This window comes from Rhodanobacter koreensis, assembly GCF_054782855.1.
Genome location: NZ_BAAGRR010000002.1, coordinates 1046691 through 1070525, shown reverse-complemented (window position 1 = coordinate 1070525; position 23835 = coordinate 1046691). Strand labels below are relative to the sequence as shown.

Below are 23835 nucleotides of genomic sequence, written 5' to 3'. Positions count from 1 at the left end.
GCCCCATGATCTTCCGCTGGTTCGAATCCCTGATCGACCCGTTCAAGGAACCGGTCGACGACATGCCGCCGTCGCCGGTAGGCCGGTTCTATATCTTCTACCTGCGCCAGGTATGGCCGGTGTTCGCCGCGGCGATCGTGGTCGGCTTCGGCGTGGCGATCATCGAGGTGTCGCTGTTCGGTTTCATCGGCAGCATCGTCGACATGACCAAGGGTGTGCCGGCGGCGGATTTCTTTCACCAGCATGGCCGTGAGCTGCTGTGGATGGGTTTCGTGGCCTTGATTGCACGGCCGCTGATGATCGGCGCGCACGACCTGCTGGTGAACCAGTCGATCGCCCCCAGCCTGACCAACCGCATCCGCTGGCAGAACCATCGCTACGTGATCCGGCAGAGCCTGGGCTTCTTCCAGAACGACTACGCCGGTCGCATCGCCAACCGCATCATGCAGACCGGCGCCTCGCTGCGCGAGTCGGCGGTGCAGATCGTCGATGCCATCTGGTACGTCACCATCTATACCGGTAGCGCGATCGTGCTGTTCGCGCAGGCGGACTTCTGGCTGGCCGCGCCGCTGGTGCTGTGGCTGTTTGCGTATGTCGGCACGCTGGCGTTCTTCATCCCGCGCACCAAGCAGCGCTCGTGGCTGGCCTCGGAGGCGCGCTCGAAGCTGATGGGCCGCATCGTCGACGGCTACAGCAATGTGCTGACGCTGAAGCTGTTCGCGCATACGCGGCGCGAGGAAAGCTACGTGGCCGAGGCGATGGCCGAGCAGACCGGCAAGCTGCGCCGGATGACCCGGCTCACCACCGCGATGGACGCCAGCATCACCACGCTCAACGGCTTCCTGATCGTCGGCACCTCGGCGCTGGCGATCTGGCTGTGGAGCCAGGGCAAGGTGACGGTGGGCGCGATCGCGCTGTCGACCGGGCTGGTGATCCGCATCAACAACATGTCCGGCTGGATCATGTGGGTGGTCAACGGCATCTTCGAGAACGTGGGCACGGTGCAGGACGGCATCACCACGATTTCGCAGCCACGTGCGGTGCAGGACCGCGAAGGCGCGATGCCGCTGGAGGTGGTCAATGGCGCGGTGCATTTCGAGCAGATCCATTTCCACTACGGGAAAAAGGGCGGCGTGATCGCCGGACTCGACCTGGCCGTGCGTGCCGGCGAGAAGATCGGCGTGGTCGGGCCATCCGGCGCCGGCAAGTCCACCCTGGTCAACGTGCTGCTGCGGCTGTACGACCTCGAAGGCGGCCGCATCCTGATCGATGGCCAGGACATCGCGAACGTCACCCAGGAAAGCCTGCGCTCGCAGATCGGCGTGGTGACCCAGGACACCTCGCTGCTGCACCGCTCGATCCGCGACAACCTGCTGTACGGACGTCCGGATGCCGGCGAAGCGCAGATCCTCGACGCCGTGCGCAAGGCGCGCGCGGACGAATTCATTCCGCAGCTGATCGATGGGGAAGGCCGAGTCGGCTACGAGGCGCTGGTGGGCGAACGGGGTGTAAAGCTCAGTGGCGGCCAGCGCCAGCGCATCGCGATCGCGCGCGTGCTGCTGAAGGACGCACCGATCCTGGTGCTGGATGAAGCCACCTCCGCACTCGATTCCGAAGCAGAGGCCGCGATCCAGGACAGCCTCGACATCCTGATGCAGGGCAAGACGGTGATCGCGATCGCACATCGCCTTTCCACCATTGCCCGGATGGATCGGCTGGTGGTACTGGACAAGGGGCATGTCGTCGAGACCGGCACGCACGCCGAGCTGATTGCGCACGAAGGCTTGTATGCGCGGTTGTGGCGGCGGCAGACGGGTGGGTTCGTGGCGGCGGAGGATGCCGTGGCGTGAGAGTGCTGCGCCATGACCGGGCTTGTTGATGTGTTGAATCCTGGTAGCCGATAACCCAGGGAAATCTGAGGGCATCTGTGTGAATCACAAAATCGTGATACGGCCAGTGGTGGAAGAGGACTATCCAGCCTGGAAAGTCCTCTGGGACGGTTACAACGCCTTTTACGGCCGTAGCGGTCCAGCCGCGTTGCCGATCGGGATCACGCAGACGACCTGGTCGCGTTTCTTCGATGCCTATGAACCCGTGCATGCGCTGGTTGCCGAAAGTGCAGGGGTGATGCTCGGCCTGGCGCACTTCCTTTATCACCGCAGCACGATCCAGCTGGGCCCGAGCTGCTACATGCAGGACCTGTTCACGATTGAGGCAGCCAGGGGCAAGGGAGTGGGCCGTGCGCTGATCGAAGATGTCTACCGGCGGGCCGGTGATGCCGGCTGCCAGCGCGTCTACTGGCAAACCCACGAAACGAATGCCACCGCAATGCAGCTCTACGACAGGGTTGCCGAGAAATCCGGCTTCATTGTCTATCGCAAGCTGCTGTAGATGGACGTAGAGGCGCCAGTCGCGTAAATGATAGGCTCGATGTTTTGAGCGGGCGTGTGAGCATGGCGAAGGAGGCTGGTCGAAAGCACGCCGTACTGGTCGGAGCGGGCATCCTCTGCAGCCGCATCTTCGGCCTGGTGCGCCAGCGCGTGTTCTCGCACTTCTTCGGCCTGTCGGACGCCGCCGACATCTTCAGTTCGGCGCTTCGCGTTCCCAACTTCCTGCAGAACCTGTTTGGCGAAGGCGTCCTCTCGGCATCCTTCATTCCGGTCTATGCCGGGTTGCTTGGCCAGGACAAGCGTGAGGAGGCCGGTCGACTGGCCGGTGCGATAGCGGCCATCCTGGCCTTGCTCATTTCCATCATCGTCGCTGTCGGCGTGGTGGCCACACCCTGGCTGCTGTGGCTTATCGCGCCGGGCTATTCGGGTGAAAAGCGCGAGCTGACGATCCTGATCGTGCGCATCCTGTTCCCCGGCACCGGCATCCTGGTCTGGTCGGCGTGGTGCCTTGGCATCCTCAACAGCCACCACAGGTTCTTCCTGTCGTACGTCGCGCCGGTGGTGTGGAACCTGTCGATGATCGTGACGCTACTGATCTTCAGGAACCTGCCGTCCGACAAGCTGATCGTGTATCTGGCGTGGGGCACCGTGCTGGGTTGCCTGCTGCAGTTCCTCGTCCAGCTTCCTTCGGTGCTGAAGCTGGTGCCGGACATGCGGTTCCGCCTCGATCTGCGCAGCCTGCATGTGCGGCAGGTGGTCGGCAGTTTCATGTCCGTGGCGGTCGGACGCGGCGTGGTGCAGATCAGTGCCTTCGTGGATCAGGCGATCTCGACCCTGCTCGGTCGGGGCGCGATGGCCGCGATGACCACGGCGGCCTCGATCAACATGTTGCCGATCAGCCTGTTCGGCATGGCGGTATCGGCCGCGGAGCTGCCGACCCTGTCGCGGATGGCCGGGCAGGAGTTCGACAAAGCTACCGCGACGAGTCTTTCCGCGCGACTGGACAGCGGGCTGGAGCGCATCGCGTTCTTCGTCGTCCCCTCGGTCGTGGCATTTTTCGCGCTGGGCAACGTGATCGTGGCGGCGCTCTACCAGTCCGGCGAATTCACCAGCAAGGATTCCTACTACGTGTGGGCGATCCTTGCCGGCTCGGGCGTGGGCCTGCTCGCCTCGACGTTCGGTCGTCTCTATTCGTCGACCTACTACGCGATCCGCGACACGCGGACACCCTTGCGTTTTGCACTGGTGCGGCTGGCCGTCACGGCAGTCCTTGGCCTCGCCAGTGCCTTGCTGCTGCCTTCGATGCTCGGCCTGCCGGCGCAGTGGGGCGCGGTAGGCCTTACCGCCTCGGCCGGCGTGGCCGGCTGGATCGAGTTCTATCTGCTGCGGCGGAAGATGAACATGAAGCTGGGGCCGACGGGTGTTCCGATCCCGATCATGTTCAGACTCTGGTCGGCAGCGTGCCTGGCGGCCGTCGCAGCATGTGGAGCCGAGTATCTGGTGCCTAGCCACGGCCCGATCCTGACCGCGGTCTACGTGCTTGGCATCTACGGCGTGGCCTATTTCGCAGTGACCTGGCTGATGCGCATCAGGGAATGTGTGGAACTGCTGGACAAGTTGTTGCGTCGCGTGGGAATCGGGTAGCGGATGTCGCTATGCCTGCTTTCGACCCACTGCCGCCGGTGGCCACTGTCCGGTGTCGGGAAACCTGGCCCTCAACGCTTGGTATGTGAGCGCAGCAATGCGCTCACCACGATGGATAGTCAGTCATGGCGTGGCCATTTGCCGCTCGCACGCACTTCACACGGCCCGACCCCGATTCGGCTGCGTATTCCGGTCACATTGACCACAAGTTCCGGCAGAAACTGATCAATATTCCGGTGGCGATCACCTCTTCGCCGCTGTCGTAACGCGATCAGTGTCAACCCTCATAAGCCGATGAGTTTCAGTAAAAGATCATGACGCGCATCAGAAAGCCGCCCGAAAGCGGATTGATCGCCGGTTCGTGGACCTCTGATCAAAATTGTCCAGCAAGCTCCCAAGCGCAAGCCAAAGCGGCTGTCTAAGAGGCCCAAACCTCGATAAATTAGTCCTTTTCTACCCACTAGCGGCAGGCGCTCGTTTGGCACGGAAAGATCGGCGTGCCAACCATGCCAGTGGCAACTGCGCGACCAGTGCCAACCCGACACCAGCCCAAGGAGTCAGCGCCATGCTTCCACGCGCCACCATGGCGCTACCCAACATTTCCCCCAGTGTGATGCCCAGATTGAAGGCTGAGATATTCAAGGCCGAAGCGAAGTCCAGCGCACCTGGCGTCCATCTTTCCGCTGTGGCGAGCATGCCTGCCTGGAAGCTTGGCGACATACCGAAAGCCAATAGCCCCCAGACGAACAACAGCACCACCATCGGAGACCGATAGGGAATAAACAACGCGAGCACAACCAACGTAAGCGACAGCCCCGTCAACATGCGTCGCAGCGCGACCGGCCAGCCAACGCTTGCCGCCCAGCGCCCGCCAGCGAGATTGCCTACCAGTGTCGCTGCGCCGAACACTACCAAGAGCAGACTGGCGTTCCGAATCGAGAAGCCAGTGATGTCAGTGAGTATTGGTGTGATGAACGTGAAGGCTGCAAAACTGGCGCCAAAGCCCAGCACGGTGATGCTCAACATCGCCAGAATGGGCGGTTGTAGCAGCGCCGCTAATTGCGTGACCGCGTGTCCTGCCGGCTGAGCCGGCAGACTTGGCATCCATAGCGCGGTCGCCAGCCATGCCAAAGCGGCCAGCAAGGCCACCGCGAAAAACGGCAATTGCCAGCCGAAACCGTTGCCGATTAGGGTGCCCAGCGGCACCCCGATCACCATCGCTAAGGTGAGGCCCGCGAACATTACTGCGATGGCGCGGCTGGCTTGCCCTGTCGGGGCCAGTCGTGCAGCGACTGTGGCGCCGATCGCGAAGAAACTGCCATGTGCCACCGCCGTCACGATGCGTCCGGCCAACAGCAGCGCGTAATTGTCGGATAGCGCCGACAACAGATTGCCGACCAGAAACACGCTGATCAGTACCAGCAGCACCGGCTTTCGAGGGAACCGGGCTAGTCCCAGCACAAGCAACGGCGTTCCAATCGCCAGACTCATTGCGTACAGCCCGACCAGACTGCCGGCGCGCGCAAGCGATATGCCTAGGTGATCCGCAATGGCCGGGAGTATGCCGACAACGATAAATTCGGCTATACCAATGGCGAAGGCGGTGACAGCTAGCGCCCAGATACCGGCGTGTGTTCGATACTGATTTGTCATACGTCCACTGGATAGTCGGTATAGCCCGCCGCGCCACCACCGAAGAAGCGGCTGGCATCGGGTTCGCACAGCGGCTTTCCGAGGCGAAGCCGCTTGGGCAAGTCTGGATTCGCGACAAATGGGCGGCCAAATCCGACTAGGTCGGCCCGGCCATTGTGCAAGGCTGCCTCGGCGCGTTCGACCGTGTACTTGCCGGCATAAATCAGCGTGCCGTGATAGACCACGCGGAACGCCTCCTTGAACGCATCTCTTGGATGACCGGGTCCGACTGATGACACACAAGACCGCCAAACGGTTTATCCGATATTCTCCGCATGATGGAAGGCTGATGCTAACGGCGTTGTTGGCTAAAAACCGAACATTTTTTGCTGCCCATTCCAACCGGATGTTTTCAAAAATTGCTCCCAGCTAAGGCAGCCTTTATCGATACGCCGGCTCCATTCGAGGTCGCGATCCTTGCGGAAATATCCGTACTGCACGGCAAATTCGGCCATCCCCGTGGTCTCTCGCGCAAGCTCATGGTTGTCCCGAAATTCGGGAAAATGGTGAAGTAATTCCTCCAATTTGTATGCCGAGACGTAAGCTGCTTTCTGCCCGGTAACACGCGTGAACGTTTCAACCATTTCGGCTGGAGAGATTTCATCGCCGATGACCGGTAACGTCTGGCCAGCGTAAGTATCTGGGTGATCAAAGATCTCCAGGACCGCCGGCCCCGTGGCACTCAGCGGATCAACGAACGGTGCGCGGAAGTGCTCGGGCAAGTAAACAGGAAATACCAGGGTGTCCCCATCCATGCGCGGTGGGTAGTATTCGAGCAGGTTTGTATAGAAAAAAGAAAGCTCGATAAAAGAGCTGAGGATCGGTAGCCCGCGAATGTAAGCCTCGACACGACTTTTATCAGTGAAATGTGGTGCAAATTTCGTCCCTTCCGTGATCTTGTCAACATTCTCCAAGGTGCTGAAAACCACATGTTGAACGCCGGCTTCCACGGCGGCATCTGCCAGCTCTTTGCCAATGTCGAATTCGTGGGTTGCCGGTGGCGCAACGCCCGGTGTCATGAGGAATGCACCGTGAGCGCCTTGGAAGGCTTTGACGAAGCCCTCTTTGTGGCCGGTCGCGAGCGGGACGCTGACCAGTTCAGCGCCTTGTTCCGCCAACTTGAGCGCCTCCGGCGAATCGACCCGTCCCGTGATGGCCCGAACGTGGTAGCGCCCGCTGCGCAACAGTGATTCCGCCACGCTGCGGCCCTGCTTGCTCAAGCTGCCTGCGATGGCGACGATGGGTTTGCTTTCAGATGACATGCCTATCTCCTTTGCGCGTCGAACTCGGCCGGTATGGGGGATCGCACCGCGCCTTCCAAAAATGGCAGGCAGCACGCAATCTGTGAAATCGATTGATTTATTGCTTACAATCCACCCGGTGGATACCAAGCGCATAGACCTGAATCTGCTTATCAGCCTTGAAGCTCTTCTGGCCACGTGCAATGTCACGAAAGCGGCTGCGCGACTTCACTTGAGTCAACCAGCGCTGAGTGCGCAGCTGAACCGCCTTCGAGAACTATTCGACGATCCACTGCTTATCCCTGCACATCGTGGAATGACACCTACAGCCAAGGCACTCGAACTGATCGGCCCGTTGCGCACCGCGTTGGACCAATTACGTAGCACGCTCCACAGCCTTGATAACTTCTCACCATCGACTGCCGAGCTGACTTACTCGATTGCGTGCACGGATTACATTGAGGTGGCGGTCGTTTTGCCTCTAATAGTGGCGTTGCGTGAGAAGGCTCCAGCCGTGCGGATTGCCGTGCATCGTTTGGATCCAGGAAGACTGAGCCGCCAGCTCGCGGATGGCGATGTCGATTTGGCCATTGCTACGCCGGATGACAGCGTGCCGCACCTGCGCAACAAGCATCTGTTCGAAGAGACTTACGTTCTTATCGCACGACGAGGCCATCCGCACGTCGAAGAGGGACTTTCAGCTGAAGGGTTCGCGAGTTTGGAGCAGTTGGTGGTCTCGCCAGCAGGCGGAGGCTTCTCAACCCCAGTCGACATCACCTTGGGAACTCTTGGTCGAGAGCGCACCGTGGTAGCGTCGGTAGCGTCTTTCCTTGTTGTCCCGGAAATCGTCTCGGCTAGTGATCTTGTTGCCTTGGTGCCGAGACGCTTGATTTATGGCCGACTACCCGAACTTGAGGTGATAGATGTTCCGTGGCTATCGGAACGCTTTCAAGTCGAGCTGGTGTGGCACGAGCGCGCCCAAGGGCATCCGGGCCAGCGCTGGATTCGCGAGCTGATTTGCGAGCTGATGGCCCAGTGACTGCTGAGTCTTACCCTTAGGACAAAAAACGGTGCGTGGAAACGAAAAGCAATTTCTTAGATGAGGCGGTCACATTACAGATTGGTGGGCCGACCTCTCCGGCCAATGTCGGCTTCTGGCCGATAGCTGATATTCAGACGCAAGCCACGAAAACAAATCTCAATCGCAGCAACGATTAGTAAGATGCTCGAAATCTCAAGGGCTGAACCATGAGCACAAAAGCCACGGCCGATGCCGAGCTCAACAAGAGCGGCACTGCGGAAGCCACGACTTCACCGACGGGCATGCATCGTCCACCACACTGCGCCCTGGACACTGAAGAGACGGCCTGTCTTGACGAAGTTCAGCACGAAGCCGCGCTACGTGAGTCCATGCTGCGCGCACCCCGATAGGCGGTGGATCTATCGGCTCCGGCGGGAGCGACGGCATCCTGATAGTCGCAGGCTGCTGGCAGCGTAGCGATATAACGCTTGACTCTGGACCTAGATCATTGGTCTAGACTTGTGGCATGAACACACAAACCAGCTCACTCACCATCGGTGCCGTCGCCAAGCGCGTCGGTGTGGCGATCGACACGATCCGTTACTACGAGCGCGAGGGCCTGCTGCCTGAACCGGTACGGCGCGCCTCGGGCTATCGCAGTTATGGCGAGGGCACGATTGCGCAGTTGCGTTTTATCCGACGCGCCAAGGATCTGGGTTTCACGCTGGAAGAGATCCGCGAACTGCTGGCGTTGTCGGCGGACCGGCAGCGCGGGGTGAAGGCGGTGAAGCAGCGGGCACAGCAGCGGCTGGCGGCGATCGAGCTGCGCATCAGCGAACTGCAGCGGGTGCGCGACGGGTTGGCGCAGCTGGTCGAGTCCTGTCCGGGACATGGCAAGCCGGAGGAATGCCCGATCCTGCGTGCCCTGAGCGATGAGACGGTGTCGTGATGGGCGAGTCCGCTTCCTGTTGCCATGGCGGTGACAAAGCGCTGGGTGCGATGGCGACCGATCCGGTCTGTGGCATGACGGTGGATCCGCACTCCGCGAAGCATCGCGCGGAGTATGACGGCCACACGTACCACTTCTGTTCCGCGCGTTGCCGCGAGAAGTTCGTGGCCGAGCCGTCCGCTTGTCTGGAAGGTCGCGCGACTCCACCACCGGCAGCGCCCGGCACGACCTACACCTGTCCGATGCACCCGGAAGTACAGCAGATCGGACCCGGCGACTGCCCCAAGTGTGGCATGGCGCTGGAGCCGATGATGCCGAGTCTGGACGAGGGCGACCACGGCGAGCTGTCGTCGATGACGTGGCGTTTCTGGACGCTACTGGCGTTGACACTGCCCGTGTTCGCGCTGGCGATGGGGCCGCATCTGTTCGGCTGGCATCTGCCCGTGTCGTGGGGTGGCGTGGCCGGCTGGGTCGAGGCGCTGCTGGCGACGGTCGTGGTGCTGTGGGGCGGCGCACCGTTCTTCGCGCGCGGTTGGCGTTCGCTGCGGCCGTGGCATCCAAACATGTACACCCTGATCGCGCTGGGCACCGGCGTGGCATGGTTGTACAGCGCGGTGGCGTTCCTGTTGCCCGAGGTCTTCCCGGCCGGCTTCCGCGACATGCACGGCAACGTCGCGGTGTATTTCGAATCGGCAGCCGTGATCGTCACTCTGGTCACGCTGGGTGATTTTCTGGATCTGCGCGCGCGCCGGCGTACCGGTGCGGCGTTGAAGGCGCTGCTCGGCCTGGTGCCGAAGACCGCGTGGCGGATCGACGCAGACGGCAATGAAGCGGATGTGCCGATGGACGAAGTGCGTGTCGGCGATGTGCTGCGCGTGCGCCCAGGCGAAAAGATACCGGTCGACGGCGTGGTGCTGGACGGCGAGAGCCACGTCGACGAGTCGATGCTCACCGGCGAGCCGATGCCGGTGGCCAAGGTGAAGGACGATCCGCTCACCGGTGGCGCGGTGAATCAGGATGGCGCCTTGACCATGCGCACGCAGAAGGTCGGTGGCGAGACGATGCTGGCGCAGATCGTGGCGCTGGTGGCGCTGGCGCAGCGCAGCCGGGCGCCGCTGCAGCGCGTGGCCGATCGGGTCGCGGCGTGGTTCGTGCCCGCGGTGGTCGCGGTCGCGTTGCTGGCATTTGCGGCGTGGGCGATCCTGGGGCCCGAGCCGCGGCTGACGCATGCGCTGATTGCCGCGGTGTCGGTATTGATCATCGCCTGTCCGTGCGCGCTTGGGCTGGCCACGCCGATCTCGATCATGGTCGCCAGCGGCCGCGGTGCGCACCACGGCGTGCTGTTCAAGGATGCCAGCGCGATCGAGGGGCTGCGTGACATCGACACCCTGGTGGTGGACAAGACCGGCACGCTGACCATGGGCAAGCCGGCACTGACCGAGCTGGCCGCCCTGGGTGGTCAAGCGCGCGAACACTTGCTGGCACTGGCCGCTGCGCTGGAACGGCCGAGCGAGCACCCGCTGGCGCGGGCGATCGTGATGGCAGCAGAGGCCGAGGGCGCGGCGATGCTGGTGGCGACGGACTTCCGGTCGCTGACCGGCCGTGGCGTCAGCGCGAAGGTGGGTCGCGACGAGGCGGCGCTGGGCAATGCGAAGCTGATGGCCGAGTTGCACATCGCGATCGACGGCGAAACCACCGCCCACGCCGAGCAGTTGCGCGGGCAGGGCGCCACGGTAATGTTCCTGGCTGTCGACGGCACATTGACCGCCCTGCTGGCGGTGGCCGACCGGATCAAGCCGGACACGCCGGCGGCGATCGCGGCGTTGCACGCGGCCGGCCTGCGCATCGTGATGCTCACCGGCGACAACGCCACTACCGCGCAGACGGTGGCGCGCACGCTGGGCATCGACGAGGTACATGCCGACGTGTCGCCGGCCGACAAGGCCGCGGTGGTGAACGCGCTGCGGATCGAGGGTCGCCGCGTGGCGATGGCTGGCGACGGCATCAACGATGCGCCGGCGCTGGCTGCATCTGACATCGGCATCGCCATGGGTAGCGGTACCGATGTGGCGATGGAGAGTGCGCAGGTGACCCTGGTAAAGGGCGAGCTCGGTGCGATCGTGCGGGCGCGCACGCTGTCGCAGGCGACGGTGCGCAATATCCGGCAAAACCTGTTCTTTGCCTTCGTCTACAACGCGGTTGGCGTGCCGCTTGCGGCCGGCTTGCTGTATCCGTGGTTCGGCATCACGTTGTCGCCGATGATCGCCGCGCTCGCGATGAGCCTGAGTTCGGTGTCGGTGGTGAGCAATGCGCTGCGGCTGCGACATGTGCCGTTGTGAGGCAGGCATCGAGTGACGATTGTCACCGACGATGATTGACGGTTGCCTCTGCGACGGGTTGTGCCACCGGACGATCATTCTCCTGCACCGTGGGGGTGCGGGAGAACACACATGAACGTCATCAACGACACCCGCAGCACGCTGGAAAAACACCTGCCGCTGTTGCTTGGCCTGCTGGTGGCCCTGCTGGCCGGCAAGGCACTGAAGAAAATGTTCTGGACCTTGTTCGGCATGTACATGGCGCTGCACTACAGCGGTATTCACCTGTTTGGCTGAGGCAATGCTTTAAACTTTGTGCCTGCCTGTCCGCGCTGCTGCGCGGATGCCGTTCGACTCACCCGCACAAAGTCACTGCATGACCCGCAATCTTGCCGAATGGTTGGCGTACCAGGAACGCGTCAACGTACGCAGCATCGAGCTGGGGCTCGATCGCGTACGCGAGGTATGGCAACGAATGGGTGCGCCGGCTCCGGCGCATCGGGTGATCACGGTGGGCGGCACCAACGGCAAGGGCTCGACCGTGGCCCTGCTCGAGGCGATGCTGAGGGCAGCCGGTCTGCGTGTTGGCGCGTTCACCTCGCCGCACCTGCTCGATTACAACGAGCGTATACGGATTGATGGCGCAAATGCCGATGATGCAGCGCTGATCGCGGCGTTCGAGCGGATCGAGGCGGCGCGTTGCGCGACTTCAGGCGATGCCATCCCATTGACCTATTTCGAATTCGGCACGCTGGCCGCGCTGGACCTGTTTGCCCGTGCCGGACTGGACGTGGTCGTGCTCGAAGTGGGGCTGGGCGGGCGGCTGGACGCGGTGAACCTCGTCGACGCCGATATTGCGATCGTCACCACGGTGGATCTGGACCACATGGACTGGCTTGGGTCGGATCGCGACAGCATTGGCCGCGAGAAGGCCGGCATCGCACGGGCCGGGCGCCCGGTCATCGTCGGCGAGCTTGAACCACCGGCGGGCCTGCTCGATGCATTGATGGCATGCGGTGCGCAGATCGAGCGCGCCGGCATTGATTTTCGCGCTGAACGCCATGCCGACGGCTGGCGCTGGCTGCATCGCGATGGCAGCGCAATGGAACTGCCCGAACCTGCGCTGGCCGCACCGGTGCAGTTTGCCAACGCGGCTGCGGCGATTGCTGCCCTGCATGCGCTGTGGGCGGATGACGCGTCGTTCGCGCCGAAGGATGTCTTTGCAGCGGTCAGCACCGGGCTGCATGAAGTGCGGGTGCCGGCGCGACTGCAGTCGCTAGGCGGCGATCCGGTCCTGGTCGTGGACGTGGGGCACAACCCGCAGGCCGCGCGTGCGCTGGCCGAATGGCTGGATGCGCAGCCGGCCGGTTGCGTGCATGCAGTGTATGGCGCGCTGGCGGACAAGGATGTGGCCGGGGTGATCGGCGCACTTGGTCCACGTATTGACCACTGGCATCTGGCCGGACTGGATCACGCTACGCCGCGCGGATTGGCGGTGGCGACGCTGGCTGGAATACTCCGGGAGGTGCTCCCGCAGGCCGTATTCGATGCGCATGCGGATGTGGCTACCGCGCTGGCGGCGGCCCGCGCGGCGGCGCGGCAGGGCGAGCGCATTCTCGCATTTGGCTCGTTTTTCGTGGCCAGTGCGGTCATTGCCGAAGCGGTCGGCTGAACGTATTGACTGTGCCGCGCGAGCGATCAGCCATGGCATCCGGCGCAGGCAGGTATAATCGCGCCGTCACGTGCCACGTTTGCCGCCTTGGAGCGAAGTCTTGAAAACACGCCTGCTGGGAGCTGCCGTTCTGATCGCCTTGGCGGTTCTGTTCCTGCCCATGATCTTCAGCGGCAAATCGCCGACACCGGGTGGTGATCAGGCCGTGAGTCTGGCGATCCCGCCGGCACCGGACCGCGACCTGCAGACCAAGACCATGAGTCTGAATCCGGATGCGGCTGTGGCCACATCCGCGCCCACGTCCGTGCCCAATGCGGCGACTCCGTCAGCCTCTTCGTCGTCGATCCGCCCGGCTGCCGTTACGCCAGGTGCGGCGGGTCAGCTGGCCACGGTGAATATCGGCTCGACCCGTCCGCGCGACGTCGAGACCGATCCCCTGGCAGGCAAGGCGCCGACGCCGACGACGGTAACCACCGGCTCGGGCTCCTCACCGGGCCAGCCGGTGATTCCGATGCAGAACAAGCCGACGGCCGGCGTGCCGGCCGCTGTCGCATCGAAACCCGCGACGACCCAATCGCCGACGGCCGCTGCGGTGACTGCCGCAGCAGTCGGGCATGGCAGCTACACGTTGAATCTCAGCGCCTATGCCAGCGCGGCCGGTGCCACGAACCTGCAGCATCGCGTACGCGCGCTGGGTTATCCGGTCAATGGCCGCACCATCACCCAGGCTGGCCAGCCGCGCACCCTGGTGCTTGCCGGGCCGTTCGAGACACGTGCGGCCGCCGAAGCGGCGCGCCTGAAGATCACCCAGTCGATCCCCGGCGTGCCGGCGCGGCTTGAGCAGGATGCCAGCCACGACGAAGCCGCCGCGCCGGCCGCCGCCGCTGGCGCCGCGCCGCCGCAGACGACCACCCGCGCCGGTGGCTGGGCAGTGCAGCTGGCCGCGATGAGCAACCAGGCCGACGCGAACGCCCTGCGCGACAAGCTGCGCGCCAATGGGTTCGACGGCTTCGTCGATACCGTGCAGTCCGCTGGCAAGCAGCTGTGGCGCGTGCGTGCCGGTCCGCAGACACAACGCGCCGATGCACTGCGCCTGCGCGACCAGATCAAGGCCAAGCTGGGCACCGATGGCAACGTCGTCCCGGTACCCTGAATGGCACGTGTGAGCGTGGCCATCGGCTCAAGGTGTCAACGAGGTAGATGAACGGATGAACTGGACCGATTGCATCATCCTCGGCGTACTGGCCCTTTCTGTCCTGATCGGGCTTTTCCGTGGCTTGATTTCCGAAGTGCTGTCGCTGGTCATCTGGATCGCCGCGTTTTGGGTGACATGGGCGTTCGGGCCGGTGGTGTCGGCGCATCTGGATCACACGATCTCGATACCTTCCCTGCGCTACAGCGTCGGTTACGGTGTGGTTTTTGTCGCCGTGCTGATAGTCGGAGCGCTGGTGCGTTTCGCGGTAAGGCGGTTGATCTGGAGTACCGGTCTGTCCGGCATCGATCGGGTGTTCGGCATGGTGTTCGGTTTCGTGCGCGGCATCCTGATCGTGACGCTGCTGGTTTTTCTGGTTGGCCTTACTGCGCTTACGCGCGAGTCGTGGTGGCAGCAGTCAGTGTTGCTGCCGCAATTCCAGGAGGCCGCTGCCTGGCTGGGGCAGAACATGCCTGCCGACGTGTCGGCCAGCGTACGCGAGCATCTTCATCATCCGTCGGAAGTGCTTGATCGGATCCATCCAGCCGAGGTGCTCGACAAGCTGCATGGCTTGCCGAGCTCGCTGCGCGCCCCCACATCGGGCGCGACACCTGCAACTGCGGCATCGGCGCACCAGGCACCTCCGGCGACTGCAAGCAGTGCGGCCACCCATTCCCAGAATTTCTGAAGCAGGCAACACACCATGTGCGGAATCATCGGCATTGTCGGTACCACCGAAGTGGCATCGGCGCTTTATGACGGACTGACGGTACTGCAGCATCGAGGCCAGGACGCCGCCGGCATCGCCACCGTGGACGGTTCGCGGCTGCGCCTGCACAAGGGCAACGGACTGGTGCGCGACGTGTTCGGGCAGGCCGCGATGAGCGGCCTGCGCGGACGCATCGGCATCGGCCATTGCCGCTACCCCACGGCCGGCTCGGAGGGTTCGGCCGAGGCGCAGCCGTTCTATGTCAACTCGCCGTACGGCATCGCGTTTGCGCACAACGGCAACCTGGTGAACACCGACGTGCTGCGTCGCGAGATGTTCGAAGGTGACCGCCGCCACATCAATACCGAGTCCGATTCCGAGGTGCTGCTGAACGTCCTGGCGCATGAGCTGCAAATCCAGGACCGGATGGAGCTGACCCCGGACCACATCTTCAAGGCGGTTGCCGGCGTGCATGCGCGCGCCAGCGGCGGTTACGCCTGCGTGGCGCTGGTGCTCGGCTACGGCCTGGTCGCATTCCGCGATCCACATGGCATCCGCCCGCTGGTGCTGGGCGAGCGGGTCACCGCGGAAGGCCGCGAATATGCGGTTGCCTCCGAATCGGTCGCGTTCGACGTGCTCGGCTTCAAGCGCGTCCGCGACATCATGCCGGGCGAGGCGGTGATCATCACCGACCAGGGGCAGCTGTACAGCCGCCGCTGCGCCGAAGGTGCGGCGCATACGCCGTGCATCTTCGAATACGTCTATCTGGCGCGGCCTGATTCGATGATCGAGGATGTCTCGGTGTACAAGGCGCGCCTGCGCATGGGCGAGAAGCTGGCCGAGAAGATCCTGCGCGAGCGGCCCGAGCATGGCATCGACGCAGTGATCCCGATTCCCGACACCGCGCGCACCGCGGCCAGCGCATTGGCCGGCGCGCTGGGCGTGCCGTTCCGCGAGGGCTTCGTCAAGAACCGCTACATCGGCCGCACCTTCATCATGCCGGGGCAGGGTGAGCGGGTGAAGTCGGTGCGCCGCAAGCTCAACGCGATCGACCTGGAATTCCGCAAGAAGAACGTGCTGCTGGTGGACGACTCGATCGTGCGCGGTACCACCTCGAAACAGATCATCCAGATGGCCCGCGATGCCGGCGCGAAGAACGTGTACTTCGCCTCTGCCGCGCCGCCGGTACGCTATCCGAACGTCTACGGCATCGACATGCCATCCGCCTCGGAACTGGTCGCCGCCGGCCATACCGAGCAGGAGGTGGAAACGATGCTCGGCGCCGACTGGCTGATCTACCAGGACCTCAAGGACCTGATCTGGGCCGTGCAGGACGGCAACGAGGCACTCAAGCAGTTCGATACCTCCTGCTTCTCCGGCGAATACGTCACCGGCCTCGATCAGCGTTACCTGGAACAGATCCAGATGCTGCGCTCGGATGACGCCAAGGCGGCGCGGCGGGTGGTTTGAGCGGGACGAGCGGCGAGTAGCGAGGGCGCCAAAGCTGGCTCTTTTGCTTTCGGGCGATGAAGTCCGAACATGCGTCCTCGCTGCTTGTCCGTTGCCCTTAGCTTTACTGCCATGAACGACCTCCACGTCGCCGCCAAGCGTTGCCTCGACGCCACCGACCCGGCAGAGAAGCTGCGTCTTACCCATGAAACCTGGCAGGCCCTGCTGGCCGGTGAACTGCGCGCGGATCCCGCGTCGGCGCTCCCCGAACCGATCACCGCTCCCGGCCGCCCGGCAAAGCCGCAACTGGTCAATGCCCGCCAGGTGCCACAACGCGGACTCGGCAGCGCGGAAGGGCGTGCCGCCCTGGTGCACGCTGTGGCGCATATCGAGTTCAATGCGATCAATCTGGCGTGGGACGCGGTCTATCGCTACCGCGGCAAGCCGGAGGCGTATTACCGCGACTGGGCCAGCTGCGCCAACGACGAAGCGCGCCACTTTGCGATGCTGTCGGGGCGACTGGCGGAGCTCGGGCATGCCTACGGCGACTTCGATGCCCACGACGGCCTGTGGGCGATGGCCGAGAAAACCGCTGGCCGCGACACGGCCCGCATGGCGCTGGTGCCGCGCGTGCTGGAAGCACGCGGGCTGGATGTCACTCCCGGCATGATCGAGCGCCTGAATCACCTTGGCGACACCCGGACGACGGCGATCCTCGAGGTCATCCTGCGCGAGGAGGTCGCCCACGTCGCCGCCGGCACCCGCTGGTATCACCATTGTTGCGAGCGCGACGGCGTCGATCCGGTCGACACGTTCTTCGAACTGCTGCGCGATTACATGGGTGTCAGCCTGCGCGGCCCGTTCAACCTGCCGGCCAGGCGCGAGGCAGGGTTTGCCGAGGAAGAGCTCGATCGGCTCACAGCGCTGGCGCTGGAAAGCCGCGCAGCGTTGTAGGGGCGGCTTCAGCCGCGACGGAAGCTGTGTAATGCGCAGATGCATACCATATTTCGTCATGCACATGTGCGAACGTGGTCGCAACGCCTATACTTTCGGACTCCGGGGAATCCAGGCGCTTCAGGGGGCGGCATGGGCGAGGAACGTAGGGAGCGTTATCTGCGCGCGAAGCCGATCGCGTTGGCCGCGCTGGATCTCGCAGCGGCGGAGCGGGCGGACTGCGTCGCGGCGGCCTGTGGCGCCGACGAGGCGCTGTACGACGAAGTGCGCTGGATGCTGGAAGCGGCCGAGATCACCACCGGGGGCACCGACCTGCCGCTGCTGGTGGATTTGCTCGACGACAGCGGTTCCAGCGTGTGCGCGGCCGGCAGCAGCCAGTACCGCATCCTGCGCCGGCTGGGCGAAGGCGGCATGGGCGTGGTCTATCTGGCCGAGCGCCTGCTGGACGAGGGCACCCCGAACGAGATCCGCCAGCCAGTGGCGCTGAAGTTCCTGCACGCGCTGGGCATGCCGAGCGGCGAGCTGCGGCAGCGCTTCGCGGAGGAACGGCGCATCCTGGCGACGCTCAGTCATCCGAACATCGCGCATCTGATCGACGCGGGCAGCACTCGCGATGGGCGCCCGTTTCTGGCGCTGGAGTACGTCGAGGGCGAATGCATCGACCAGTGGTGCGAACGGCAGCGGCTGTCGCTGCGCGAACGCGTGGCGTTGTTCCTCAAGGTATGCGCAGCGGTGCAGTACGCGCACGAGCATCTGGTGATCCACCGCGACATCAAGCCGGCGAACATCCTGGTCACCGCCGAGGGCGAGCCGAAGCTGCTGGATTTTGGCATTGCCCGGCTGCTCGATCACGTCGATGGCGTGGCCACGGCGCGCACGCTGACCGCGCAGCGCGCGTTGACGCTGGCCTATGCCAGCCCGGAGCAGGTGCGTGGTCAGCCGCTGAGCACGGCGGCCGACGTGTGGTCGCTCGGCGTGGTGCTGTACCAGTTGGTGTGCGGTGTGCGTCCGTTCGGCAATCACGCAACGGACGTGGCGATGGATGTGTCCAACGCGATCGTCACCGGTCACCTGATATCGCCTGGGCGACAGCTGCACAAGGCATCGCCGCAGACCCGGCAGGCGGTGCGCGCGGTGCCGAGCGACATCGACGCCATCGTGCTGAAGGCGCTGCGTCGCGATCCTGTCCGGCGCTACGCCAGCGTGGGCAAGCTGGCCGACGACCTGCGCCGGTTCCTCGCCTCGCGGCCGGTGCGCGCACGGCAGGGGCGCCGCTGGTATCACGCCTGGCTGTTCATGCGCCGGCACCGGTTGGGGTTGGGCGTGACTGCGCTGCTGCTGACGATGCTGATGGGCTTCGCAGCGGTGCGTCAGACGCAGCTGCGGCGGGTGGAGATCGAGCGTGACAAGACGCAGGCGATTGCTGGCTTCCTGCAGGATCTGTTCGAGAACGCCGACCCCACCCACGCGCACGGCAGCCATGTCACCGTGCGCGAGGTACTCGATCGCGGCGCCGCGCAGCTGATGACGCGCAAGGATATCGCCGCGCCGGTGCGCACTCGCCTGCTGCTGTCGATGGGGCGCTCGTACAACCAGCTGAGCCTGAGTGACAAGGCGATCCCGCTGCTGAGGGAGGCGCGCACACTGCAGCAGACCTATGCCGCCGATGCACTGGAGCGTGGCGAGGTGCTGGCGGCGCTGGGCCGCGCGTATTCGACGGTGATCGACCTGTCCTCGGCGATCCCGCTCGACCAGCAGGCGATCGTGTTGCTGGGGCAGGCGCCGGGCGACCACGAGGACGCGATCCTGCGTGTGCGCATCAACCTGCTCTACAACCAGCTCGGCGTGCTCGACCTGCCCCTGGCGCAGATCACCGAGCAGATCCGGCAGATCGTGGCGCAGCTGGACGCGCGCGCGCAGCCCGACCACGAACTGCATATGCAGGCGTTGGCGGTGCTGAGCATGGCGGAGGCCTCAACAGGCGAAGATGCGGCAGCGATCGCCGCCGCACGGCGCGCGCTGGACGCAGCCGGGCACTACTACGTGAAGGACGATCCCGCCGTGGTCTACTACCGCTTCGTGCTGGCGCTGGTATCCATACGCAGCGATCCTGCCGGCGCACTGCAACTGTACCGGCAGGCACTGGCCGACTATGACCACATGATCGGCACGCCCGGCCCGGGGCTGGCGGGGTTGCTGTCCTACTTCGGCGGCGCACTGGGACAGGCCGGGCAGCCGGCCGCGGCATTGCCGGCGCTGCAACGCGCGCTCGATATCGCCCAGGGCTTCGCCGCCGATTCGCCGGATTTCTACCTGGGCACGCTCGACAAGCTGGCACAGCAGTATGTCGAACTCGGTCGCGACGCCGATGCCGAGGCCCTGCTCGTGCCGCAACTGTCACAACTGGCGCAGCGCGTGGCGAGCCGATCCGCCTGGGCCGTCATCAACCGGGCCAATGCGCTGAACGTGCTGGGTGCGGTGGCGCTGCATCGGGGCGATGCCGCCGCGGCGATGCGCGATTTCCAGCAGGCGCAGGCGCAACTGGGTACGCGCGAGCAGCAGGTGTCGCCCGGCAGCTACGCCGCAAGCGTGGCCGGGCAGGGCGAGGCGGCGCTGAAGAGAGGGCAGGTCGAGCTCGCCGCGCAGCGGCTGGCCGAGCTGGAGGCATTCAATCAGCGCAGCAAGGCAGCGCCGAGTGGCAAGCCGGCGCTGGATGCCGCGCTGCTGCGTGGACGCGTGGCTCTCATGCGTGGCGACTACACCACCGCCGCGTCGCTGGCGACGGCGAACATGCCGCTGGCGAGTGGACGCTGGGGTGCGTGCAGCCGCCGCAGCGTGGCGCTGCATCAACTCCAGCGCGCTGCGCAGGTGCGCGGCAGCACAACGGTGGCTCCCCTGCTGCCGAATTGCGCTGCCACCGACAGCGTGGCGATGCATTGATGCAGGGCGACCGATGAGCAGCGCACGCGACGCCGAAGTGACCCGCCTGCTGCATTCGGCGCAGGCCGGCGATGCGGCCGCGATGGACGAGGCCTTGCGCCAGATGTATGCCGCGCTGTACCGGCTGGCCAGTGCGCAGCTGCGCCAGAACCGCAGCGAGCGCACGCTCAGTGCCACCGCGCTGGTCAACGAGGCATACCTGAAAGTGTTCGGCGGACAAGGCGCGCTGGAGTGGGAAAACCGCGGTCATCTGCTCGGCGTGGCCGCGCGGGCGATGCGCGAGGTATTGGTCGACGCGGCCCGTCGTCGCCAGGCGCTCAAGCGCCCGCAGGAAAGCGATCGCATCGAACTTTCCGAGGTCTCCGGCTCGCTGACGCCGGAGGTGGACTACACCGCGTTGCTGGAATGCCTGGTGACGCTGGAGAAGCTCGACCCCCGCCAGGCCAGCATCGTCTCGATGCGCTTCTTCGTGGGCCTCAACGCCGACCAGATCGGCGTGGCGCTGGGCATCTCGCCCGCCACCGTGCAACGCGAATGGCGTCTCGCGCGGGCGTGGCTGCAGCGCGAGCTTCAGGGATAACCGATCGCCGGCTCGATGCCCGGGGGTATCGCCGTTGGTGGGACCGAAGGGGACGTTTTCCCCGCTCCCGCCTGCGATGGCGTGCATGGCCAGCGCGGGCCATGTTTTCAACATGAACGAAACATGAATGCATCTGGCGATGGTTGACCAGTTCCGCCGGAGCGCTGCGCATTAACCAAGTGGAAAGGCAGTACGCCCGCCCACGCAGTGCAACCCGGGGGATGAAGCCACGCACCGAGCGGCAACCCTTCGCAGGCCTGCGAAGGCAACGTATTGATTGACGATCCGATGAGCTGCACGCGTCCGTGCCGGGCGCCTGCCGCACATCTGTCGCCGCCATTCACCATGTTTAGTGCCACCGGAAAACCGAACGCCGCAACCCTATCCGACACCCAAGTACCGGCAGACCCTCTCCAAGGAGATATCAGCATGGCCAAGCAAAGCAGTCAGAAGTTCATCGCGCGCAACCGTGCGCCGCGGGTGCAGATCGAGTACGACGTCGAGGTCTACGGCGCACAGAAGAAAGTGCAGGTGCCGTTCGTGATGGGCGTGATGTCCGACCTGTCCGGTGCCAACAACGCCGAGTTGCCGGCGATCGAGGAGCGCAAGGCGCTGGAGATCGACGTGGACAACTTCGACAACCGCCTGCAGTCGATGAAGCCGCGCGTTTCCTTCGCCGTGCCGAACACGCTGACCGGCGAGGGCAACCTCAACGTGGACATCACCTTCGAGAGCATGGACGACTTCTCGCCCGCCGCGGTGGCCCGCAAGGTGGGCGCGGTGGCGAAGCTGCTGGAGGCGCGCACCCAGCTCGCCAACCTCGGCACCTACATGGACGGCAAGGCCGGTGCGGAGAAGCTGATCGCCCAGGCGATCAACGATCCGGCGCTGCTGCAATCACTGGTGTCGGCGCCCAAGCCCGGCGACGGCAAGGACGGGGAGTAAGCGACCATGGCAACCGAGAAACTGGCCGAACAGGGCGGCGCAACACAGACCCTGGTACCCGACGATTTCGCCGCGCTGCTGAGCAAGGAATTCAAGCCCAAGAGCGAGCGCGCGAAGGAGGAGGTGGAATCCGCCGTCCGCACGCTCGCCGAGCAGGTCTTGAACAAGGCGGACATCGTCTCCGACGACGTCACCCAGACCATCAACGCCTACGTGGCCGAGCTGGACCGCAAGATCAGCGAGCAGCTCAACCTGGTCATGCACCACGAGGACTTCCAGAAGCTGGAAAGCGCGTGGCGCGGCCTGCATCACCTGGTCAACAACACCGAGACGGATCAGCAGCTGAAGATCCGCGTGATGAACATCTCCAAGAAGGAACTGGGCAAGACGCTCAAGCGCTACAAGGGCACGGCGTGGGACCAGAGCCCGATCTTCAAGAAGATGTACGAGGAAGAGTACGGTCAACTCGGCGGTGAGCCGTATGGCTGCCTGATCGGCGACTACTACTTCGATCACAGCCCGCCCGACGTGGAACTGCTGGGCGGCATCGCGCAGGTGGCCGCAGCCGCGCACGCGCCGTTCCTCGCGGCGGCCAATTCCACCCTGATGGGCATGGACAACTGGAACGAGCTGGCAAACCCGCGCGACCTGGCGAAGATCTTCTCCACGCCCGAATACGCCTCCTGGCGCTCGCTGCGCGAGTCGGACGACGCCAAGTATCTTGGCCTGGCCATGCCGCGCACGCTGGCACGCCTGCCGTACGGCGCCAAGACCGATCCGGTGGAGGAGTTCGATTTCGAGGAGGACACCTCGGGCGCCGACTCGTCCAAGTACACGTGGCAGAACGCTGCCTACGCGATGGCGGTGAACATCAACCGCTCTTTCAAGGAATACGGATGGTGCTCGCGCATCCGCGGCATCGAGTCCGGCGGCGCGGTGGAAGGCCTGCCGGTGCACACCTTCCCCACCGACGACGGCGGCGTGGACATGAAGTGCCCCACCGAGATCGCGATCACGGATCGCCGTTCGGCCGAGCTGGACAAGATGGGCCTGATGCCGCTGGTGCATCGCAAGAACTCGGACATGGCCGCTTTCATCAGCGCACAGTCGCTGGCCAAGCCGGAGGAGTACGACGACCCCGACGCCACCGCCAATGCGGCGCTGAGCTGCCGCCTGCCGTACCTGTTCGCAGCCAGCCGTTTTGCGCATTACCTGAAGTGCATCGTGCGCGACAAGATCGGCTCGTTCAGCAGTCGCGAGCAGATGCAGAACTGGCTGACCAACTGGGTCATGCAGTACGTGGACGGTGACCCTACCAACTCCAGCGAGCAGACCAAGGCGCGCAAGCCGCTGTCGGCGGCCGAGGTGGTGGTGGAGGAAGTGGAAGGCGCGCCGGGTTACTACACCTCCAAGTTCTTCCTCAAGCCGCATTACCAGCTGGAGGGTCTCACCGTGTCGCTGCGGCTGGTGTCGCGCCTGCCGTCGGCGGCGAAGGCCTGAGTATCGTCGCGACGTTTCAGTGATGTACCGCTGTCAAAAAGGATCGTCGGGTTAGGGCAACGCCTTGGCCTGACGGCATCCACCATCAAGCAGACAACTGAGGAGAGGTTTCATGGCATTCGACATGCACATCAAGTTCGGTTCGGGCAAGGTCAAGATCGAGGGCGCGTCCAACCACAAGAAGCACAAGGGCGAGGTGCCGATCCTCGCGTGGTCATGGGGCGTGAGCAACACCGGTGACCTGCACACTGGCGCCGGCGCGGCCAGCGGCGGCAAGGCGCACGTGCAGGACATCTCCATCACCAAGTACGTGGACGGCTGCTCCAACGCGCTGCTCAATGCCTGCTGCACCGGCGGTCGCGTCGATCAGGCGTGGCTGTACGTCACCAACGCCACCGGCGAGCAGACCGACTTCCTCACCATCGAGCTTTCCGAAGGCGTGCTGGTGACTTCGCTGTCCACCGGCGGCAGCGGCGGCGAGGACAAGCTCACCGAGAACGTCACCCTGCACTTCGGCAAGTTCAAGTATTCGTTCCAGCCGCAGGACGACAAGGGTGGCAAGGATGGCGGCACGAAGGACTTCACCTACGACATCCAGCAGGTGGCCAGCGCCTGAGTTCGAACCGGCCCCTGCAGTGA

Annotated in this window: 20 protein-coding genes and 1 pseudogene; 18 read left to right on the top strand and 3 right to left on the bottom strand. The window is 64.4% G+C overall.

Translation table 11 applies throughout. The annotated features are described in order from the left end of the window. Positions 1-8: 8 nt before the first annotated feature. From ACYVKM_RS10605 to ACYVKM_RS10590, 4 genes are all read left to right on the top strand, one after another. Positions 9-1850: an ABC transporter ATP-binding protein gene (locus tag ACYVKM_RS10605; RefSeq protein ID WP_460877822.1), complete on the top strand. Its 1842-nt coding sequence runs from the start codon at positions 9-11 to the stop codon at positions 1848-1850. A 79-nt stretch (positions 1851-1929) separates the two neighbouring features. Then, entirely contained in the window at positions 1930-2391 is a 462-nt protein-coding gene (locus ACYVKM_RS10600) for a GNAT family N-acetyltransferase (protein WP_460877547.1), read from the top strand. A 62-nt stretch (positions 2392-2453) separates the two neighbouring features. Next, entirely contained in the window at positions 2454-4034 is a 1581-nt protein-coding gene (gene murJ, locus ACYVKM_RS10595; RefSeq protein WP_460877546.1) for a murein biosynthesis integral membrane protein MurJ, read from the top strand. Between the two features lie 125 nt (positions 4035-4159). Beyond that, positions 4160-4300 (top strand): hypothetical protein, encoded by a 141-nt coding sequence (locus ACYVKM_RS10590; RefSeq protein WP_460877545.1) that lies wholly within the window; start codon positions 4160-4162, stop codon positions 4298-4300. Positions 4301-4487: 187 nt separating this feature from the next. On the opposite strand, the gene ACYVKM_RS10585 is transcribed toward ACYVKM_RS10590, so the two are convergent. The 3 genes and pseudogenes from ACYVKM_RS10585 to ACYVKM_RS10575 all read right to left on the bottom strand — a co-directional run bounded on the left by ACYVKM_RS10585 (position 4488) and on the right by ACYVKM_RS10575 (position 6988). Then, positions 4488-5687 (bottom strand): MFS transporter, encoded by a 1200-nt coding sequence (locus ACYVKM_RS10585; RefSeq protein WP_460877544.1) that lies wholly within the window; start codon positions 5685-5687, stop codon positions 4488-4490. Further along, positions 5684-5932: pseudogene (locus tag ACYVKM_RS10580) on the bottom strand (oxidoreductase); the annotation flags it as partial. The gene ACYVKM_RS10585 and the pseudogene ACYVKM_RS10580, both read right to left, overlap by 4 nt. Positions 5933-6034: 102 nt before the next feature. After that, entirely contained in the window at positions 6035-6988 is a 954-nt protein-coding gene (locus ACYVKM_RS10575; RefSeq protein ID WP_460877543.1) for an NmrA/HSCARG family protein, read from the bottom strand. On the opposite strand from ACYVKM_RS10575, the gene ACYVKM_RS10570 reads away from it, so the two are divergent. The 14 genes from ACYVKM_RS10570 to ACYVKM_RS10505 all read left to right on the top strand — a co-directional run bounded on the left by ACYVKM_RS10570 (position 6966) and on the right by ACYVKM_RS10505 (position 23812). Then, positions 6966-8006 (top strand): LysR family transcriptional regulator, encoded by a 1041-nt coding sequence (locus tag ACYVKM_RS10570; RefSeq protein WP_460877542.1) that lies wholly within the window; start codon positions 6966-6968, stop codon positions 8004-8006. The two genes, ACYVKM_RS10575 and ACYVKM_RS10570, sit on opposite strands and share 23 nt — an antisense overlap. Positions 8007-8514: 508 nt before the next feature. Further along, on the top strand, positions 8515-8937 hold the full coding sequence (locus tag ACYVKM_RS10565) for a MerR family transcriptional regulator (protein WP_460877541.1): 423 nt from the start codon (positions 8515-8517) through the stop codon (positions 8935-8937). Next, a complete protein-coding gene (locus ACYVKM_RS10560; protein WP_460877540.1) occupies positions 8937-11276 on the top strand; it encodes a heavy metal translocating P-type ATPase in 2340 nt (779 codons plus the stop codon). Before ACYVKM_RS10565 ends, ACYVKM_RS10560 begins: the two co-directional genes overlap by 1 nt. Before the next feature lie 111 nt (positions 11277-11387). Next, complete coding sequence (locus ACYVKM_RS10555; RefSeq protein ID WP_460877539.1) at positions 11388-11552, top strand: hypothetical protein; 165 nt, start codon at positions 11388-11390, stop codon at positions 11550-11552. Between the two features lie 79 nt (positions 11553-11631). Continuing rightward, positions 11632-12927: a bifunctional tetrahydrofolate synthase/dihydrofolate synthase gene (gene folC / locus ACYVKM_RS10550; RefSeq protein ID WP_460877538.1), complete on the top strand. Its 1296-nt coding sequence runs from the start codon at positions 11632-11634 to the stop codon at positions 12925-12927. A 100-nt stretch (positions 12928-13027) separates the two neighbouring features. After that, positions 13028-14080 carry an SPOR domain-containing protein gene (locus tag ACYVKM_RS10545; protein WP_460877537.1) on the top strand — a complete coding sequence of 351 codons (1053 nt, stop codon included), beginning with the start codon at positions 13028-13030 and terminating at the stop codon, positions 14078-14080. Between the two features lie 55 nt (positions 14081-14135). Beyond that, positions 14136-14807 carry a CvpA family protein gene (locus tag ACYVKM_RS10540; protein WP_460877536.1) on the top strand — a complete coding sequence of 224 codons (672 nt, stop codon included), beginning with the start codon at positions 14136-14138 and terminating at the stop codon, positions 14805-14807. 15 nt (positions 14808-14822) lie between these two features. Continuing rightward, positions 14823-16298 (top strand): amidophosphoribosyltransferase, encoded by a 1476-nt coding sequence (gene purF / locus ACYVKM_RS10535; RefSeq protein ID WP_460877535.1) that lies wholly within the window; start codon positions 14823-14825, stop codon positions 16296-16298. A 111-nt stretch (positions 16299-16409) separates the two neighbouring features. Further along, complete coding sequence (locus tag ACYVKM_RS10530; RefSeq protein WP_460877534.1) at positions 16410-17231, top strand: ferritin-like domain-containing protein; 822 nt, start codon at positions 16410-16412, stop codon at positions 17229-17231. A gap of 132 nt (positions 17232-17363) precedes the next feature. Next, the gene (locus ACYVKM_RS10525) at positions 17364-20171 is read left to right on the top strand and encodes a serine/threonine-protein kinase (protein ID WP_460877533.1); all 2808 of its coding nucleotides are present in this window, start codon (positions 17364-17366) and stop codon (positions 20169-20171) included. Positions 20172-20184: 13 nt separating this feature from the next. Beyond that, positions 20185-20751: an ECF-type sigma factor gene (locus ACYVKM_RS10520; RefSeq protein WP_460877532.1), complete on the top strand. Its 567-nt coding sequence runs from the start codon at positions 20185-20187 to the stop codon at positions 20749-20751. A gap of 429 nt (positions 20752-21180) precedes the next feature. Continuing rightward, positions 21181-21696, top strand: coding sequence for a type VI secretion system contractile sheath small subunit (gene tssB, locus ACYVKM_RS10515; RefSeq protein WP_460877531.1), 516 nt, complete (start codon positions 21181-21183; stop codon positions 21694-21696). 6 nt (positions 21697-21702) lie between these two features. Next, on the top strand, positions 21703-23196 hold the full coding sequence (gene tssC / locus ACYVKM_RS10510) for a type VI secretion system contractile sheath large subunit (RefSeq protein WP_460877530.1): 1494 nt from the start codon (positions 21703-21705) through the stop codon (positions 23194-23196). Positions 23197-23308: 112 nt separating this feature from the next. Next, positions 23309-23812 carry an Hcp family type VI secretion system effector gene (locus ACYVKM_RS10505; RefSeq protein WP_460877529.1) on the top strand — a complete coding sequence of 168 codons (504 nt, stop codon included), beginning with the start codon at positions 23309-23311 and terminating at the stop codon, positions 23810-23812. Positions 23813-23835: the final 23 nt, after the last annotated feature.